At 47.1% G+C, this 16990-nt stretch carries 22 protein-coding genes; 2 read left to right on the top strand and 20 right to left on the bottom strand.

Translation table 11 applies throughout. The annotated features are described in order from the left end of the window. Positions 1-130: 130 nt before the first annotated feature. From BMY78_RS04495 to BMY78_RS04470, 6 genes are all read right to left on the bottom strand, one after another. Positions 131-493 (bottom strand): cupin domain-containing protein, encoded by a 363-nt coding sequence (locus BMY78_RS04495; RefSeq protein WP_090895083.1) that lies wholly within the window; start codon positions 491-493, stop codon positions 131-133. Beyond that, positions 490-1008: a GNAT family N-acetyltransferase gene (locus BMY78_RS04490; RefSeq protein ID WP_371129116.1), complete on the bottom strand. Its 519-nt coding sequence runs from the start codon at positions 1006-1008 to the stop codon at positions 490-492. Before BMY78_RS04490 ends, BMY78_RS04495 begins: the two co-directional genes overlap by 4 nt. A gap of 167 nt (positions 1009-1175) precedes the next feature. Next, a complete protein-coding gene (locus BMY78_RS04485; RefSeq protein WP_143067006.1) occupies positions 1176-1430 on the bottom strand; it encodes a hypothetical protein in 255 nt (84 codons plus the stop codon). A gap of 171 nt (positions 1431-1601) precedes the next feature. Further along, entirely contained in the window at positions 1602-1970 is a 369-nt protein-coding gene (locus BMY78_RS04480) for a YybH family protein (protein WP_090895081.1), read from the bottom strand. Positions 1971-1999: 29 nt separating this feature from the next. Further along, a complete protein-coding gene (locus tag BMY78_RS04475) occupies positions 2000-2509 on the bottom strand; it encodes an 8-oxo-dGTP diphosphatase (protein ID WP_090895079.1) in 510 nt (169 codons plus the stop codon). A 356-nt stretch (positions 2510-2865) separates the two neighbouring features. Then, positions 2866-3651 carry a DUF3891 family protein gene (locus BMY78_RS04470; protein ID WP_090895077.1) on the bottom strand — a complete coding sequence of 262 codons (786 nt, stop codon included), beginning with the start codon at positions 3649-3651 and terminating at the stop codon, positions 2866-2868. Positions 3652-3844: 193 nt separating this feature from the next. Between BMY78_RS04470 and coaA the strand changes: the two genes are divergently transcribed. Further along, the gene (gene coaA / locus BMY78_RS04465; RefSeq protein WP_090895075.1) at positions 3845-4774 is read left to right on the top strand and encodes a type I pantothenate kinase; all 930 of its coding nucleotides are present in this window, start codon (positions 3845-3847) and stop codon (positions 4772-4774) included. Positions 4775-4832: 58 nt separating this feature from the next. Continuing rightward, the gene (locus tag BMY78_RS04460) at positions 4833-5195 is read left to right on the top strand and encodes a DUF423 domain-containing protein (protein WP_090895073.1); all 363 of its coding nucleotides are present in this window, start codon (positions 4833-4835) and stop codon (positions 5193-5195) included. Between the two features lie 69 nt (positions 5196-5264). Here the strand turns inward: BMY78_RS04460 and BMY78_RS04455 are convergent, their stop codons facing one another. The 14 genes from BMY78_RS04455 to BMY78_RS04395 form a co-directional block, all read right to left on the bottom strand. Then, positions 5265-5816 carry a histidine phosphatase family protein gene (locus BMY78_RS04455; protein ID WP_090895071.1) on the bottom strand — a complete coding sequence of 184 codons (552 nt, stop codon included), beginning with the start codon at positions 5814-5816 and terminating at the stop codon, positions 5265-5267. 32 nt (positions 5817-5848) lie between these two features. Continuing rightward, a complete protein-coding gene (gene murI / locus BMY78_RS04450; RefSeq protein WP_090895068.1) occupies positions 5849-6673 on the bottom strand; it encodes a glutamate racemase in 825 nt (274 codons plus the stop codon). A 32-nt stretch (positions 6674-6705) separates the two neighbouring features. Then, positions 6706-7092, bottom strand: coding sequence for a hypothetical protein (locus BMY78_RS04445; protein ID WP_090895066.1), 387 nt, complete (start codon positions 7090-7092; stop codon positions 6706-6708). Positions 7093-7329: 237 nt separating this feature from the next. Continuing rightward, on the bottom strand, positions 7330-8025 hold the full coding sequence (locus BMY78_RS04440) for a GNAT family N-acetyltransferase (protein WP_090895064.1): 696 nt from the start codon (positions 8023-8025) through the stop codon (positions 7330-7332). A 233-nt stretch (positions 8026-8258) separates the two neighbouring features. Beyond that, the gene (locus tag BMY78_RS04435) at positions 8259-9143 is read right to left on the bottom strand and encodes a serine/threonine-protein kinase (protein ID WP_090895062.1); all 885 of its coding nucleotides are present in this window, start codon (positions 9141-9143) and stop codon (positions 8259-8261) included. Further along, positions 9140-9721, bottom strand: a complete 582-nt coding sequence (locus BMY78_RS04430) for a GNAT family N-acetyltransferase (protein WP_090895060.1) — start codon at positions 9719-9721, stop codon at positions 9140-9142. Before BMY78_RS04430 ends, BMY78_RS04435 begins: the two co-directional genes overlap by 4 nt. Then, positions 9718-10299 carry a DJ-1/PfpI family protein gene (locus BMY78_RS04425; RefSeq protein WP_090895057.1) on the bottom strand — a complete coding sequence of 194 codons (582 nt, stop codon included), beginning with the start codon at positions 10297-10299 and terminating at the stop codon, positions 9718-9720. The genes BMY78_RS04430 and BMY78_RS04425 overlap by 4 nt, the downstream gene beginning before the upstream one ends. 22 nt (positions 10300-10321) lie before the next feature. Further along, a complete protein-coding gene (locus BMY78_RS33190) occupies positions 10322-10444 on the bottom strand; it encodes a hypothetical protein (RefSeq protein ID WP_256221955.1) in 123 nt (40 codons plus the stop codon). A gap of 40 nt (positions 10445-10484) precedes the next feature. Further along, on the bottom strand, positions 10485-11405 hold the full coding sequence (locus BMY78_RS04420; RefSeq protein ID WP_090895055.1) for an SDR family oxidoreductase: 921 nt from the start codon (positions 11403-11405) through the stop codon (positions 10485-10487). Between the two features lie 86 nt (positions 11406-11491). Next, positions 11492-12808, bottom strand: a complete 1317-nt coding sequence (locus BMY78_RS04415) for a F390 synthetase-related protein (protein WP_090895052.1) — start codon at positions 12806-12808, stop codon at positions 11492-11494. Next, the gene (locus BMY78_RS04410) at positions 12805-13665 is read right to left on the bottom strand and encodes an MBL fold metallo-hydrolase (RefSeq protein ID WP_090895050.1); all 861 of its coding nucleotides are present in this window, start codon (positions 13663-13665) and stop codon (positions 12805-12807) included. Before BMY78_RS04410 ends, BMY78_RS04415 begins: the two co-directional genes overlap by 4 nt. Then, a complete protein-coding gene (locus BMY78_RS04405) occupies positions 13659-14654 on the bottom strand; it encodes an NAD-dependent epimerase/dehydratase family protein (protein WP_090895048.1) in 996 nt (331 codons plus the stop codon). Before BMY78_RS04405 ends, BMY78_RS04410 begins: the two co-directional genes overlap by 7 nt. Beyond that, positions 14651-15952 carry an ATP-grasp domain-containing protein gene (locus BMY78_RS04400; RefSeq protein WP_090895046.1) on the bottom strand — a complete coding sequence of 434 codons (1302 nt, stop codon included), beginning with the start codon at positions 15950-15952 and terminating at the stop codon, positions 14651-14653. The genes BMY78_RS04405 and BMY78_RS04400 overlap by 4 nt, the downstream gene beginning before the upstream one ends. Next, entirely contained in the window at positions 15942-16943 is a 1002-nt protein-coding gene (locus tag BMY78_RS04395; RefSeq protein WP_090895044.1) for a beta-ketoacyl-ACP synthase III, read from the bottom strand. Before BMY78_RS04395 ends, BMY78_RS04400 begins: the two co-directional genes overlap by 11 nt. Positions 16944-16990 lie beyond the last annotated feature (47 nt).

Raw genomic sequence — 16990 nt, 5'->3', positions numbered from 1 at the left:
TCTCGTCTGAGAGATGCCTAACTTGCTCTTCCAATCTACGAATACGCTTATTCATCTGATAGAACGATGGAGTAAAAATCACCCCAATAATAATAACAATGACCCAAACACTCAAATCATCAGCCCCTATCTAAAAGTCTCCCGCCTCTAGCGATAACCGAACAATTAGTTCTTCACCCTCAATCAACAATGCGGTTAACCCTATATCCGAGCCAGATTGGTGATTCTCTCCGTTGGTCCAATACGCAGCTTCTCCCGATCGTACAGCTACCCGTTCGCCTGTCTCACCTTCCACCCAACCTTCCCCTTCAAGCACCAGAAACACCTGCTCACCCACTGCTGCATGCAAACCTACACTTCCTCCTGCAGACAGTTTCAGTTGTGCTACGTGGCAGGCTGTTGTGCTTCGGAGTATCGGCGTAATCTCTGCTCCCTCACTACCATAAGAGGTAATACTGCGACGGTCCTTTGATTTGAGGCGATATATCTTCACTTCTTGTTCTCCTCTGCCACGGTATCTAGGTCCAGAGCCAAACGGATCATATCGACGCAGCGAATACCATCTTCTATAATCTCTTCTTCATAATGTTTCACAAAAAAATCCCGATCGACCCCTATAATGCGAAAACCACAGCGTTGATACAGCTTCAACTGATGAAAACTTGAGTTGCCTGTCCCAATTTCTATCGTTCGACCACCGAGCCTGCGTGCTGCTTCTATCGCTTCCTTGATCATGTGTTTGCCAACGCCCTGTCCCTGTAACTCTTCCTGTACGGCAATATTAACAATCTCTACCGTCTCTGGACGCGTCTTAAGCAAAACAAACTCTCCTACCATTTCTCCTTCATATTCAGCGATAAAACAAACACCGCGACTCAGATATTCGTCAACTATGGCTTTGGACGGATCAGCCATCAATAAAAGTTCATAAGGTTTTTCTTCTTCCCAGTCCAAAATCCGGAACGACAATTTCACACCAATCTCCACCTTTTCCTCGTACATATTCATTTAACGTCCCGTTTGCAGAAGCCTATGTATGGCTAGTCACCAAATATATAACAACCTTCCGTATATAAATGTTTGGGTCTGAATTCATATTTTTCTCTTTTTATAACCTCGGGTTACTGCGGAACGATATTTATCCTTTATTTCATTCATCTAGTTCACCAAATCTATTAGCTATTTACCGCTCCAGCCTGATTTTGATAATGACGAATCACCATGCCAGAGGCTTTTTGCATGCCCTGTTTCTCATAGAACGACTGAAGTTCTCCCGTTTCTTCATCAACAGCCAGTTCGACAGCATAGGATTGTTCCAGCAATTTCAGAAATGTAGGCGTAGATGGAGGGTTTGGCCAACCTTCGAAAAAATTCCCGCTAAGTTGGTCGATACCTATTCCCTCCAGCGATTCACGAAATGTAATCTCCATAATAGCAAGTCATCTCCTTTTAAAAAAAGTAAACTTCATTATATCATAATATATGGATATAAATATATATAATTGGCTGATAAAATATGAGGCATGCTTCAAAATTGAAGCCTTAATTATTAGCTTTATTCAAGTGAACTGATCTAAACACGCAACGTCCTATTCCTCACGTTAACCCCCCGTACTTAAATGCTCGTGGATTAATTTCCATTCTCCATTGAGGTCTGCAACAAATACATTGGTAGCCCGACCTTTTCCCGAAGCCAGCTCCCCTTGATACATTCCTTTCCAGTGATAGGTATAAATACAGACTGCCTGCTCTTCGCCAGTCGTAATCCACGTGACATCTTCTGCACGATATACCTCATCCTTGACTGTCTCCCAAGCGTTTTCAAAATAAGCCCGAATTTCGTTAAGGGTAGTGCAAGACGTTCCCGTAAACCAATATACGGCATCCGGTGATAACCATTTGCTTACCTCATCAAACTGATGTGTATTAGTTGCTGCAATATATCCTTCAAGCGCATGCTGGTATCCCATGATTTCTTCCGCCTCCTGAGCGTTTTTAATTATTTGACTTCACTCTGTTCAAGAACCGAATCGCTATACACCATAAACGTCTCTTTCAGTGTACGTCCGGTTGATTTCTCCCAGATTACACTTCGTTCAAACGTTCCTGCTTGAAAAAATCGCGGGAAACGTTCTGCAAACCAATCCTGCATGGGCAGCTCAACCGCCTGTCCTAGAGACACCCACAACAGTTCACCTTCCGGTGGCTCGCTCAAAAGCTCCCCCTCATAAGAAGTAGCCACGTAGTTGAATACCATATAACGTAATCCTTGCTCCGGGTCACAAAATTCATCAAGACCTTTGTATGTAATTTCTTTTACCACAAGTCCTGTTTCCTCTTTAACTTCTCGCACGGCACCATCCACAATACTTTCCGGAAAATCAACTTTCCCTCCAGGAGCAATATATCCCGGAAATCCTTTTCGGTTCGGTCGATTCATTAATAGCACCTGATCATTTCGTTTGTCCCATACCATACACATCGTTAAAATCTCAGTTCTAGTGTCCATGTTGATCCTCCCAGTTGCCTTATACAAAACTTAATCCCTTGCAATCCACACATATTCACTACGACAACAGAAGGCCTTTCCCCCCTTTTATCCCTAGTTTTTTTCTGTCTTCTTCGTTCTTGTGGAATTGTTGAATTCATCATATATATTTCCGTTGTACACTAACACTTCTGGTACGTAGATAGATTTTCCTGCTTCAATCTCTATTCCAAATCCATCTTAAATTTTCCTAACTTCTGCAAAGTCAATTTGGATATAAAAGCATACGAAAGACGGACACCGGAAATTTCGGAGGCCCGCCTCTTTGTGATGTATGCAATGTTTTGTTTTTGAGCCGAATATCGATTAGGCGATCCTCAGCTCATGCCTGTAATTAACACTCGGCGCTCTTTCCACTCGGCACGACGATAAGCCTGCAGCAGACCAAATTTGCGGATACTTGCTTTTGGCACCGATTTGTAAGGCATAACGACCGTAAAGTCCTTATCAAACGGCACAAAAGACAATCCTACTTTCTCATTGGAAAGCCACTCGGCATGAATGGGTTCCCTTGAACAGGCATCGAAGGTACAGCCGAGTCCATCAGCGAAAAAATCATAACGTGCAGCAGGTGTTCCGGGTTCCTCCATACAGAGAAAAAGGCTGAGCTGATCACAAAAAAGCATGATTTCCACATCACTTTTCAGCCTGAGTTTCAACGCCTCACCGCCACCAAGCTGCTGTTCCCAACGTAACTGGTGTTCCTGTTCATCGTCTAGATACTCCCTGATATCTTCATCATCATTGGCGTTAGCACCCAGATTGTTTTGAAACAATTCTGTATACATCATGCTGCACAACAACCCGGCGTACAGGTTTTTCTCACGGACCTCTTCAATACCTTTACGGTAAAATACAAATCGCGGACGTAGCGGAAAATCACGAAACGAATACGGTATCTGACTATAATCATTCCAGAATGGAGCAGAATCCAACTCAATCCATCCCCGATCATGCTCTTTTGCGGCAAGAATCAGATCTTCTCGATGCGCTTCATCCGTTAACAATTCCGTTTTCCAATGGGAAGCCATTTCTCCGGCTACTAGTCCATGCTCATGCTGTGCGGTCAAAACAAAATCATGCTCTCTCTCATATACGATCATTTGCTGTCACCCTTCCGCATGGTATACGTTGACTTTAACATAATTTGGTTTACAATTTCCTATAAGTTGCTTTTCATTCAACTTTCAGGGAATATACTAAGGAGCCATCAATGTAAAGGTGTTGTCAGTTCCCTGAAATTTGGTACACTAATGATTGTGCCAACATAACATTACATACAGAAAGCGGGATCTCATGAATTTATACTCTCCTTACACCGAGTTTAACCGCAAGGAATGGGCTGACTTGAAGAAATATCAGACCACTCTTCCACTAACGACAGCGGAATTGGAACAGCTAAAGGGATTAAATGAAGAGGTATCCATTCAAGAAGTTGAGGATATTTATTTACCTCTTACCCACTTTATTGACTTATACGCAGGAGCTTCACGAGAGCTGAATCGCTTAACGGCATCTTTTTTAAAAAAAGAAGCACATCACGCTCCCTACATTATCGGTATTGGGGGCAGTGTTGCCGTGGGCAAAAGTACAACCGCCCGCCTGCTTCAGGCTCTTCTGGCCAGAGGCAAAGGCAATCCCAAGGTGGATCTGGTCACAACAGATGGTTTCCTGTATCCCAATGCCGTGCTGCAAGAGAAAGGCATTATGAACCGGAAGGGATTCCCGGAAAGCTACGATATCAAGTCCCTGATTCAATTCATGGGTGATGTCAAATCAGGCAAACCCGAAGTGATGGCTCCCGTATACTCCCATCTTGCCTACGACGTTATTGCAGGTGAGGAGACGGCTATCTGTCAGCCGGATATCCTCATTATTGAAGGAATTAACGTGCTCCAGGTTAAAAAGGAAACCCCACTGTTGGTCAGCGATTTTTTTGACTTCTCCATCTATATTGATGCGGAAGAGGAGCATATCCGTCACTGGTACATTGAGCGTTTCAAGCTGCTGCGTAATACAGCATTTCAGAATGAGAATTCCTTTTTCCACAGTCGTTTTGCCAATTTAGAAGAAGATGAGGCTGTTCTTACAGCAAGTCAGATCTGGAAAGATATCAATGCCAAAAACCTGCACGAAAATATCCTGCCAACCAAAGGAAGAGCCAGACTGATTTTGAAAAAGGAAGCGGACCATTCGATTCAGCGCATCCAATTGCGTAAGCTGTAAGCTTCATAATGAGCAGAAACATTCTGCTTCATACTCATTAAAAAGGAGACAAGACCACATGCAGACCTTGATTATACTTGGAAGTATCATGATGTTTCTTGCTGTTGCCCTTGGAGCATTCGGTGCACATGCGCTCAAACGCAGATTGTCTGCTGACATGATCAAAATATACGAGACTGGCGTTCAGTATCACCTTGTTCACGGAAGTGGAATCATCCTGCTCGGACTGCTCGCTGATCGACTGGAGCAGCCATCTCTTGTGTTGCTGGCTGGATGGTTGCTATTCGCCGGCATCCTCTTGTTCTCGGGCAGTCTATATGTCCTAAGCGTAACTGGCGTTCGAAAACTGGGGGCGATCACACCCCTCGGCGGAGTAGCTTTCTTGGCCGGTTGGGTCATGTTATTCGTTGCCGCTTTGTAAAACCAACATCGTAAACTGAAAAGAGCGTTCTAGTCGATCTCAAAAATCGCTGGAGCACTCTCTTTATGTTTAACTTCGCCATATACGGCGAATGCTGTGTGTAACTTTATCCCCCTGCTGTTTTTCCATGACATATACATCAGGATTAGATAGATTTTTCCACTCCTCGAAACCAAAGGATGCATCATGACTGCGAATGAGCAGAGATAACAGATTGCCGTGTGTAATCACAGCCCCGCTATGCTCCGGCCTGCTCCACAACTCGTCCAGCACCTCAAGGCCCCGAGCTGTCGCAAAACGTGAAGATTCACCACCTTCTTCTGTACAGTCTTCGTCCGTGTATGTACGTTCAAGCACATCCATCCAGTTATCCAGATGAAGGGTACTAAGCACCCTTTCTTGAAGACGTTCATCCGTATGTATATGTTGCAGGACGGTTTTGCCCAGTGGCGCTGCGGTTTGAAGTGCCCTTTTCCACGGACTCGACACAATGTATTGTATAGGGTGCTCCGCCAACATCTCAGCAAGTTCTTCCGCCTGACGACGTCCTTCATCCGTAAGCTCGGCATCCGGTTCTTGCCCTGTAGCTTTGGCATGACGGATGAGATAAATAGACTGCATCGCCCCTCACCTCCTGTTGATTCAACTTACCTTCAATGCTTCTCCAGATATTGGAGTGCAATTCGCATATTTTCCTGGTCTTCCAGACGGCCAGATGAACTAAGAAAAGTAACCTTTTCTTCTGTCCACACGCCCTTTTGTTCTGTTAGCCCAAGAAGCTGCTTCAAGCGGTTAACCGTGCCCGTACTGCCATCAATAATCTGAATATGATCTGGCAGAACCGTACGAAGAATTGAGGTATAGAACGGATAATGTGTGCAGCCAAGCACAACTGTACCGTATAAATCCAGATCAAGATCAGCCAATTTGAAACGGAAATACGCAGCAATCTTCTGTGGATCAAAGTCCAGCTGCTCACACCACTCCACAAGTTCAGGTAATGGCATGGAATCAACACTGTGGTGATCATCGACACGGGATACTAATTCATGATATTTTGTTTGACTCAAGGTCAGGGCTGTAGCAAATACAAGCACTCTCTTACCGCTTCGTCGATTCATTTCCACAGCTGGTTTCACAGCGGGCTCCATCCCGATAACGGGGATATCATATTTGGCACGCAAATCCTTCACGGTCAGACTGGTCGCTGTATTGCAGGCAATTACGATCGCTTTCACATTTTCCTGAACAACCGCCTCCACACAATTGAAGATATGTCCTCTAACCTCATCGGCGGACTTGGTCCCATAAGGAACATGCAGCGTATCGGCATAATACAGAAATGCTTCTTCAGGGAATTGATGCAAAGCCTTATGCAAGACGGTTAAACCACCGATTCCCGAGTCAAAAAATGCAATTTTCTTCTTCAAGGATTTCACCTCTATAACGTATTCTTTCAGGTTCCTGGAACCTCTCATTCCTGCTCATGATGACTGGGAGGTGAGCTATGTTATTCTACCTTCATTTTATACTGTCTGAGCCAGTCTTTGCCACTTTGCCAGTGCTCCACGAGATTACGCTCCCCGAGCAGCTCCGTACTTGCCTGAGCCATAAGCCATTCCTTAAGCCCATCATTCGAACTTGAGTCCAACTGCTGAATCAGGAAGTTCAGTCCCTCTTCACCCGTATCCAGAATCTGAGCATACGCCTCTGTATTAGCAGCAATATAATCACCTGGATTACTGCTGGTCAGAATCTCAGGTTCGTTCACGATGTGCTGAAGATTGCTATCAATCTTCCAGCTCACGTTCTGACTTTCCGTCTGATTCGAACATGCTACCAACATCATTGCAGCACACAGCATCATCGTGCCGCTTGCAATACGTTTGCGAATCATGGAATCACTCCTGTCCCCGCTCAAACTTATGAATAGCATTCTCAGTAAACTCGATAAAGCTATGATTATAATTATACTCATCCCGATAGAGACTGATATGCGCTACAATGACTTATTGCAGGTTCTTTTGTACAAAAATCCTAACCATTGCAAAAACACCAACTTTAATTCCGGGTAACCAACTCAGCAGATTGATACTCTATATTTAACATAAACAGAATAAATGAAACCATCTTTTTATGACGAAGTCGTGATGCTGAAATCCACACCAAACTGGATTAGTCCCAGCTTCCGGGCAACAGCCTGTGAAGCTATATTATCCCATGATGTACTATAGATTGGAATGCGCCCGCTCTCTTTAACATGATACTGCCAGCACTTTACCGCCTCTGCTGCATAACCCTGTCCTCTGAAATTAGGCGCCGTATACAGACTCGCCTCAGCACCCTGTTGGGATACACGGGCTGAACAACATACAGCGACAGCCGAATCCTCAATGACATAAGCGGCAACGGGCATTTTTCCATGCAGATGCTCTATTAAATCAGGAAAATGCTCTTCCAGAAGAAAAGTACGATGACTCTCTATAAGCTGAACATTTGGATTCCATTCGCCACACGTCTCGGGAAATGTGTATGCCGGGCCCATCCATACACTCTTCACTGGCTTAAACGTCTCCACTCTCCGAATCAGCTTCGCAACATCGAGCGAAAGCTCAGCGTCACAGCCCAGTTCCTCAATCAGAGTGAACGGCAGCTGATGATGATAATAGGAGCATTGCCCGACAGAGGTTATCCCAATAAATAAGGCTGGAGCCTGCCCACCATCCGGTTCATTAATGCTTAACAGACGCTTCTGATTGTCCATCGTATACAATGTCTCTGCCTGAATTTTCATCATATCCATGGGTGATAGGTTTGAAATAGGTTTCATAATTACGGAATGAACCTCTGCAATAATGGTTCGCCTACACTTCTTTTTCCAGCGTCATCCTGCTTCAGAAAATCAGTTATTAATCCTGAAATCGTATATTTGCACATTGGCTATACCCCCTCATTAATTTCCATTATACGGTATATCCCGTGCAGATACGAATGCAATGTGCACAATTGCGTATGTGTAATATACGAGAGGATTTTAAGATCCAGACAATGATCCAATATCGCTTAATTATCCTGCAGCACGGCTGTTTTCCATGCATCACTCAATTCAGCAACCGACGCATAGCGACTCGCTCGCTCAGGGTCTATCGCACGAATAACCACTTGATACAATGCTTCTCCAGCATCCCATCTGGTATATGAACGATCCAACTCTCCACCCAGCAGGGAGAAAGCCATCGCTCCTAAGTTGAACACATTCGTGACTCCATCCATTGGTGCACCCAACTCAAATTCCTCAGGAGACATAAACCGGGATGATCCCCACATCCGTCCCATCGTATTCGTGAAAGAACCCTTTCGATACAAATCAATATCACATATTTTCATCGTTTGTTTGTCAAAATCATAGATTAGACTGCCATCGTAAAAATCAACAGCCACATACCCTCTCCGTTGCACTTCGATGTGAAAATCCAAAATACGCTCCATCGCCTGAATACGTGTCTTTACCGGAAGCTGTCTGAATCGAAAATAGGGGGAACGAGGGTCCTCATACTTGGCTGGTGGTGGAAAATCCCAATGGGAATGCAGACATTCTCCTTCCACCCAATCGAATACACAGGCATAGCCATGTTCCGTTGCAAAATGTTCTTTTAAATGAATCAATGTGTCATGAGCCAAATCTTCGTATATGGAAACGGATGATTTCAAATAATGAATCGCTTCGGCAGGTGCACTTAAACTGTTCGCATGTATCGTGCGTGCTCCAGCATATTTTACGAATTTTCGCATTCCGTCCTGACCCAGAACACCAAAGGACAAATTGCCGGAATCCTGCTGATCAAACACACGAAATACGGTACCCAGACGCGCGATCCACTCGAATGAATGAGGTTCTTTTAACTCAAAAGAAATGCCGTCAAGTTCAAGCTGAACCGTGTCCGTCATATGTCACCACCTTGTTCAACATGCTCATTGCTCTCATTCAAACAATCAGTATAAAAGTACGTCATATGCGCTTCATCGTAACCTTTTCCCTGAACGAACAGCGCATTACGCTCAATGCCATAGGTTTCAAATCCATACTGCTCATACAATCGCCTTGCTGACTCGTTTGTGGTAACCACACTGAGATTAATTTGCTCTATGCCTTCCAATTCCCTTCCCCGATCCAACACTTCGCGGAGCATGCGGGAAGCAAGTCCACATCCACGATAAGACGGTGAGACATAAACTCCCCAGATGTATCCTTTGTGCCTCAGCTTTATTCCCTGTTCTCTTTTGAACCCCATCGTTCCTGCGAGGATGCCTTCTTCTGTATATGCACCCAGAATGTAATCATCGGGTTCGGTATGTATGCGTTCCTGCACTTCACTCATGGGAAGCTGAATGGACATTTCAAATGAAGCCCCGAAGGCTTCCGGATGATTTTTCAGCGCTTCCAGCCGCAAAGGCCAATATTTCTCTGCCTCATCTCTGCGTATGTTGCGAAGGATGAACACGTTCTCCTTCCGATCTCCCTTCATTCTTCAATCACTCCCTGCATGTCATAAGGATAATCGATCTGGAGCTTCACATGTTCTGCTGCTTCCTGGCCTGCAAGCAAACCTACAACATAGACCCCAAGATCAATAGACGTCGCTACCCCGCCGGCTGTAATCACATTTCCGTCTTTCACAATCCGGGTTTGAATTACCTCGGCAACGTATGGCTCAAGCAATTCATAGACATTGGGATGTGTCGTTGCTTTTTTACCTGTTAAAAACCCAGCTGCCCCCATCAGCAGAGAGCCCGTGCACACGGATACCTTTAGCGGAACATTCTCAGCCTGTCTCAGCCAGCCCACAAAAGCCTCATCGAATCGAAGCTTGCGTGTTCCCATGCCACCAGGCACAAAAACGAGATCATATTCCGCCAAATCAGGCTTCACCCGGTCCACCTTCAACGTTAGGCCTGATTCGTCCGTAACCTGATCTGTCATCGCACATGTTTCCCATGTCGTGCCTTTGGTTTGTTCAAAGAAATTCAACCGATTGATCACATCATAAAATCCTGCAAAATCAAGGAAAGTCAAACCATCAAACAAAACAAAAGCGATTTTCATATCAAAGCCCTCCAGTGTTTTTTTATTTGGACGCATCCCGCTCCATGGCTTCTTTCACCCAATCACGTTCCGTTAGTTTACTGTTGATACGGAAGAGCAGGCCAACAATGGATAGCAGTAAAATAATGACGATGATTTCGAGCATAGCTCTTTACCCCCAGCATATTAGTTGAGTGCGTTTTGCTCTACTTCAGTCCACGAGCTATAATCCACTCCAGCCATTTCCATGGAAGCAGCAGCTTGCCGATGATAAGCAAACGCGAGCCTTTGCCCAGCGCGTAACGAAGCCTTGGTGCACGCATCCGTGCAATGCGAGCAATCAGATCGGCCACTTCCTGCGGGTCAGGTGCAGTCTCTCCAGCATGCTGGGAATAACGAAGAACCGCATCGAGCTTATCTTTATAGGGAGAATGGTCACTTCTATGAATTTCACCCAACCCTTTATTCCATATGGGTGTACGATAAGCACCTGGCTCTACGAGCACAACCCGGACGCCGAACGAAGACATCTCATGACGCAAACTTTCCGTGAAACCTTCCACGGCGAATTTGGATGCAGCATACGGCGCATACCCGGGAAAACCAGACAATCCGCTGACGCTGGACAAGTTGATGATCAATCCCTGCTTTTGCTCACGCATGACAGGCAGGACCGCACGTGTAACGGCAATCAAGCCGAACAGATTCGTTTCCATTTGCCGACGCCAATCTTCCATGGATACTTCCTCAATAAATCCGCCAAGCGCAAACCCTGCATTGTTCACCAGCATATCGATCCGCCCATTGTTTTGAAGTACCGTCTGAACAGCCTCCTGCAGCGAGTCAGCATCCGTCACATCCAGTCGAATAACCTGTAACCGATCCAAGATACCCGCTTGCTCCGCCAGCCTTGCCAATTCCGTATTTCGACTCAAATCACGCATCGTTGCTGCAACACGATAACCTTGTTTAGCCAGCGTAATCGCCGTAAGCATACCGAATCCACTTGATGTACCCGTAATTAACACCACGGGAGCGTTTGGGGCGAACTCTTTCGATTTCCCTACGATTGAACCTGTTTCGCCCCGAATATGATCGTTCTCTGTCTGTGTCTTCTGTTCTGTCATCTGCTTCACCTCTTCCCTAGGTGGATTTCATGAATTTCGTAATTTAGTGAATTTATTTTCGTTACCACTATCCACATACGCTTCATTCAAGTGTGCTGTCTCTCCACTCGGCGCAGCTTCGTTATTCCCGGTTCAAACGTATAAGGAACGAATCGGATCTCGGGTACGATGCATTCCAGCCGCTCTCCAAGCTTCATCAGCTCCCGCTGCACATCGGCTTCCACCTGCTGCATCCCTTCTCCTCCTCCAAGCCGAAGCAATACTTCCAACATCCCATTACCTCGCTGTACGACCCGATAATGATCAATAGCCGGAGAGGCCGCAATCACCGCACGCGTAACAAAATCCGGAAATACAGGTACGGCTTCGCCCGTTTGTCGATGTGGAAAATAAAGCGTGTCATCACAGCGACCTTCGATCCGCTCAATGGCAGTGAATGGAGAACCACAGGCACAAGGAACCGCTGCCTCGGTCAGAATGTCGTTCAGCCGGTACCGGATTATCGGCTGTGAGGTTCTGGAGAAGTCCGTAATCACAGGCACGAACCTCCGGGTCGCGGGATCAATGAACTCTTTTTCAATATGAACGATATCTTCATTCAAATGCAACGTACCGAAGCTACAGGTTGCGCCCAGAAATCCTTCCGTGCACTGGTACACCTGATGAATCGTTTGTCCAAAAACATGCTCCAGCACCTTGTGATCCAGCGGGTCCAGCACTTCAGCAACCGAAATGATTTTGTCCGGTACAGTGGTCAATGTGCCAGACGTATAAGCGTCAGCCAGCATTCTCAGCATGGAGGGCGGCGCTACCCATACGGTAGGTCGGTATGTTTCCATACGTTTAACCAAAGTATCGACACGCTCTAACAGATCAAAATATTGAAATTGCAGCTTCCCCCGCTGCACCGATTCATACAGATTACTGTTGGCCCGGAGAAAAAAGGCGATTTTGGCAGGCTTCCACAGTCCGCCAGGCAGGAGCTTGGCCAGCACAGTCCCTGTCCACGCATCCTGCTCCTGATCACTCACCAGAAACAACCCCCGGTTGCCCGATGTGCCTGAGGACAATCCTACCGTCACACCCTGAACGGATGGCTTGAAATCACGCGTTTCCTCGCTTTGCCCGGCGAGAGCCATCGCTTCGTCCTTGGAGATGCCAACCGTGTTGAGCCGATCGAAATGCTGCATCATGATCGTTTTATCAATTAGCTTAAAGCTTCTCCAGTTGGATGCATCCACGTCACCCCACCACTCCCGGTAAAAAGGCGACTTTTTACGAACCCGCTCCACTTGCCGAATGATCTGGCGTTCCTGCCAGCGTTCAAGCTGCGTTCGTGTTTTCCATTTTCTCAATCCCCGTGCAAGTGCATAATGATAGACAATACGCATTGTATTACTCATACATCCTCAGCCCCTATACCCCAAGCATTCAGCGCTTCACGGCAATGACTGGGCACAATCCGTATCTCCGGAAACTGCTGATGCAACTGAACCAGTCTGTCAAAATTTCTTCGATACACCTGACGATCCGACATAATGATTCCAGCGAGTGCGTGAGGTCTGCGTTTTTCCTGAAAAGCACGACTCGACCACACGGCGTCCGCGCACAGAAAATAATCATGCGACTCGGTACTGAGCAAAATTCCCATCATGCCTTCCGCATGACCCGATACGTCAACACCCAGCAGACTGCCATCACCGAAAATATCGTATACCTCGGGAAAAGGAAAATCCTCACCCGCTCTCACCCATCGCTCTGGCTGCTTCGTAACAGGTAATGATCGCGCATCAAAATCCTCTGGCAGCAGCCCGGACAGAAAGCCTGCCTTTACAGCCGCAATGGGGCCAAGTAAACGCACGGCGTCATAGGCTCTTGGCAGGTAGATCAATTGCGCCTGTGGAAAATCCCGCACACCTGCAATATGATCCCCATGAAAGTGCGAGAGGATGATGTACCGAATATCCGAAGCTTTCAACCCTATACGGGCCAGAAAATGTACCGCACTGTCTTCTTCACGATAGACCACAGGTGTAATGTGACGATACAGCGCGTTTGGCAAATGAGCGGTTTCCTTGAAAAAACGGGAGCTATATCCCGTGTCCAGCAGAATCGGACCATGTACAGGATGAATGATGCACGCAAAGCCGGCCGGAAAGGCCACCGGACGCAAACTTCCACCACGCAGCGTCAGAAACTCCGGATGTGTGCAGTAACCTGCTGCGCCCAGATGAAGTTTTACCGAGGTTGTTGTCAGCATGATTCAGCCCTCCACCAGTCTGCAAATTGTTGTAACCCCTCATCAATGGTCAACCGAGGCACATACCCCAGCTTCTCGCGGGCATCCGTAATATCCAGCGTCTGCGGGATCGATAACGAACCAACCGTATACCGAGTCAATTGAGGTTCTCCTAACGCAGGAATCAAGCGATGTACACGTTCCAGCACTCCGGCTGCTCCGTATGCTGCTCTGTAGGGAATGTTTCGACGGCGTAAAGGCATTTCCAGCATGCCAAACAACGTGCTCACCAGATCCTGGAACGGTCTCGGATCTCCATTGGAAATATTATAGGCACGACCCAGCGCTTCTGTCTTGGCATCCCGGCATAACAACAGCGCATCCACCACGTTATCCACACAAGTCAGGTCAATAAGTGCCTGTCCGCCTCCGATCATAGGTACACCCGATTTTGCATTTGCTGCTACGATTCTGGGAAAAAGGGTCTGGTCATACGGGCCAAAAATGGCTCTCGGACGAATCATGATCGATGGAAGTCCATTAGTATGAGCCTTCAAAACCACTTGCTCAGCAAGCCGCTTGGTGGCAGCGTAATGATTGGCTGGTTTGGATGGCAAGGGGTCATTCTCATGTATGTCATATCGCGGACTGTAGTTAAAATATAAGCTCGGTGTTGATACATGAATGAAGCGCTGTACGCCACCTTTCATGCAACGGTCCACCAAATGCTGTGTCCCCTCCACATTACTGCTGTAAAAATCCCGGTATTTGCCCCATGGCGACGATAACGCCGCACAGTGAAACACAACATCCTGACCCGAACAGACCTCATTCACCGCCGCCTGATCTCGTATATCTCCGTTATAAAAGCGAATGCCTGCTGCCTCAAGCTGTGCACCGTGCCTTTGCTGGCGTCCCATACCAGTAACTTGCCAGCCTTGCTCTGCAAGCCGTATCGCCAGATGCCTGCCCAGACATCCGGTTGCTCCTGTAACCAATGCTCTATTCATCGTTGTTCACCGTTCCATTCTATGTCGTGAGTCAAAGCTTCAGTCAGCGAAAACTTATGTTCCCTTGCCAGCCGCCAGGCGGATAGTACAATTGCAAATTGCTCAAACAAAGGTTTCACATCGTGTCTCATATACACCACATCCCTCGTTCCCCGCCAAGCTGTCATCCAAGTCCGCAGGCTGCCCTTCCCCCAGAGCTGCTGCAATCCACTTCCCAGCATCGGAAACATCAACATCGCTTTGCTTCCTTGCTTAGGGACGATTACCTTTGCTGCTTTCACCAGTTCTTCAGGTGCAATTAAAGCACGTACCAAACCATCACCAGGGTGAAACAGATGGATTCCACTGGTCGCCCTCGGATTACACTCAATGGCATACACTTGTCCGTCCTCTGTTTCAATAAAATCAAAACCAATCTGCCCGCTAAACCCTGTCGCCTGTACAAATTGCCTTACCCACTCGTAAATCCCTTCATGTTCCACATGTTCAAAAAAAACACTCGCCCCTACGCTGCCCGTTCGATAGCGACTGTCGTAGGTCGTATGTGCAACGATTTTCCCTTCATAAGCTACGCTGTATGTACATAACATTTGCCCGGCAACATAAGCCTGCGCTACCCAAGGGGAAGCCGAGGATATTTCCATGTCACCAGGAGGATCATTCTGTAAACGGTGCTGCTTCATTTTACCCGCGTATATCTTCTGATCAGGTTCAGGTGCGCCTCCATCAAAGTCTGCTGTGGAGGATATCGGCATACGAACTCTGGCAGCAAAACGGGAATATACGGGCTTCCATACCCATTCCCCCTCTATTTCCAGATCAGCCTGCGCTTCCATCCATTCCTGCCGACTGTTGATTAGACGGGTATCTGGAACCGAAAGGCCAAGCGACTCTGCAAGCTGGATAAAGTGATATTTATGATGCAATTCATGCAGCTGCTCTATAGGCGAAACAAGTACACGGCAGTGATCACGCAGCCGCTCTGCTCCTTGAGCAATATAAAAAACTTCTTCACACATCGGAATCAACAAGTCGATCTGCCAGGCTTGAACCAGACTCTCCATCTCTAACAAGTAATTCTCTGTGTCATGACGTGGAGATGGAACCATGAAGCATTGCTCCACCGCACTGGACAATCTGCACAAATGACGCACCACGCTCTCCGCGACGTAAACCCGGTGACCCGCACGATGAAGCATACGCGCCAGATCAAGGGTTACCGGAGCCCGGCCGCCTGTGAGCAGCACATTTAAGGACGTGGATGATTGATGTCCATTCTTCGTGAATCTAGTAGTCAAAAATAAGTCCTCCCAGTGATAATCCGGCGGCTGTACCGATCATTAGCACCCGATCTCCCCTCTGAATGCGCTGCTGCTTGATCGCTTCATGCAGCCCCATTGGAATGGAAGCGGCAATGGTATTGCCGTGATTTCGTGTAATGTCCATAAAACGGTCCTCTTCGATTCCCAGCTTCTTACGGATCAGCCTCATCGCCATGGCACTTCCCTGATGCGGAATCACCAATTGAAAATCCTTCATCTGATTACCGGTTGCCTGCAACATATCGTCCATAAATGCTGGCAATAACCTGGAAGCCATACGGAAGATGGCCTGTCCATCCATATGAAAAAGATAGGGCTCCGGCTGATCTTCCCTATAAGTCGAGGCAGGTAGACGAGTGCCTCCACCGGCAATTTCCGAGAAGCGTGCGCCGCGGCTGTACGTTTTCAGCGAAGCATGTACAATCTGCGAAGACTCTCCCTCAGCGGATCGTTCAATAATGACAGCAGCCGCTCCATCACCGAACAGGGCAGCACTTTCCTTGTTCGACCAATTCAATCCCTTCGAAGCGATCTCTGTAGCTACAAGCAGCACCCTTTTATAACGCCCGGCATCCACCATATAGGAGATAACATCCAACCCGTTCAGAAAACTTAAGCAAGTCGCATCCATGTCAAAAGCCGGTACCCCTGAATCCTGCTGCCCCATCGCCTGCTGAATGAATACCGCCGTACTGGGTAAAGGTTGTTCCTTCGTACCGCTCGTGCACACCAAGCAGTCTATATCTGTGAACGTCAATCCCGCATCCGCTAGTGCGGCTTCAGCAGCCCTCGCTCCCATGAAGGAAGAGGTCTCTCCCCCCGAAGCGTAATGGCGAACACCTACACCTGTTGCTTTGCTGACCCAGCCCGCAGGCACCTGCAAACGGTGATCCAACTCCTCGTCGGTTACTTCCTGTTCAGGCAAGTACTTGCCTGTTCCCACAATTCTCACTCTTCTAAGCTGCATATGACCTACCTCTTTCTCTTCTTCTGACTGATCGATATAAGTACAAC

The organism is Paenibacillus sp. OK076, assembly GCF_900110055.1.
GTDB lineage: Bacteria > Bacillota > Bacilli > Paenibacillales > Paenibacillaceae > Paenibacillus.
The sequence above is the reverse complement of the archived record's forward strand: the minus strand, read 5'-3'. Positions and strand labels throughout refer to the sequence as shown.

Coding starts and splice junctions, on each gene's coding strand:
- BMY78_RS04395 (WP_090895044.1), bottom strand. CDS start 16,943: ATGCAGCTTAGAAGAGTGAGAATTGTGGGAACAGGCAAGTACTTGCCT.
- BMY78_RS04485 (WP_143067006.1), bottom strand. CDS start 1,430: ATGGAGATTACATTTCGTGAATCGCTGGAGGGAATAGGTATCGACCAA.
- BMY78_RS33190 (WP_256221955.1), bottom strand. CDS start 10,444: ATGCTCGAAATCATCGTCATTATTTTACTGCTATCCATTGTTGGCCTG.
- BMY78_RS04460 (WP_090895073.1), top strand. CDS start 4,833: ATGCAGACCTTGATTATACTTGGAAGTATCATGATGTTTCTTGCTGTT.
- BMY78_RS04440 (WP_090895064.1), bottom strand. CDS start 8,025: ATGAAACCTATTTCAAACCTATCACCCATGGATATGATGAAAATTCAG.
- coaA (WP_090895075.1), top strand. CDS start 3,845: ATGAATTTATACTCTCCTTACACCGAGTTTAACCGCAAGGAATGGGCT.
- BMY78_RS04435 (WP_090895062.1), bottom strand. CDS start 9,143: ATGACGGACACGGTTCAGCTTGAACTTGACGGCATTTCTTTTGAGTTA.
- BMY78_RS04415 (WP_090895052.1), bottom strand. CDS start 12,808: ATGAGTAATACAATGCGTATTGTCTATCATTATGCACTTGCACGGGGA.
- BMY78_RS04480 (WP_090895081.1), bottom strand. CDS start 1,970: ATGGGATACCAGCATGCGCTTGAAGGATATATTGCAGCAACTAATACA.
- murI (WP_090895068.1), bottom strand. CDS start 6,673: ATGAGAGGTTCCAGGAACCTGAAAGAATACGTTATAGAGGTGAAATCC.
- BMY78_RS04430 (WP_090895060.1), bottom strand. CDS start 9,721: ATGAAGGGAGATCGGAAGGAGAACGTGTTCATCCTTCGCAACATACGC.
- BMY78_RS04420 (WP_090895055.1), bottom strand. CDS start 11,405: ATGACAGAACAGAAGACACAGACAGAGAACGATCATATTCGGGGCGAA.
- BMY78_RS04405 (WP_090895048.1), bottom strand. CDS start 14,654: ATGAATAGAGCATTGGTTACAGGAGCAACCGGATGTCTGGGCAGGCAT.
- BMY78_RS04410 (WP_090895050.1), bottom strand. CDS start 13,665: ATGCTGACAACAACCTCGGTAAAACTTCATCTGGGCGCAGCAGGTTAC.
- BMY78_RS04425 (WP_090895057.1), bottom strand. CDS start 10,299: ATGAAAATCGCTTTTGTTTTGTTTGATGGTTTGACTTTCCTTGATTTT.
- BMY78_RS04445 (WP_090895066.1), bottom strand. CDS start 7,092: ATGATTCGCAAACGTATTGCAAGCGGCACGATGATGCTGTGTGCTGCA.
- BMY78_RS04490 (WP_371129116.1), bottom strand. CDS start 1,008: ATGAATATGTACGAGGAAAAGGTGGAGATTGGTGTGAAATTGTCGTTC.
- BMY78_RS04470 (WP_090895077.1), bottom strand. CDS start 3,651: ATGATCGTATATGAGAGAGAGCATGATTTTGTTTTGACCGCACAGCAT.
- BMY78_RS04455 (WP_090895071.1), bottom strand. CDS start 5,816: ATGCAGTCTATTTATCTCATCCGTCATGCCAAAGCTACAGGGCAAGAA.
- BMY78_RS04475 (WP_090895079.1), bottom strand. CDS start 2,509: ATGGACACTAGAACTGAGATTTTAACGATGTGTATGGTATGGGACAAA.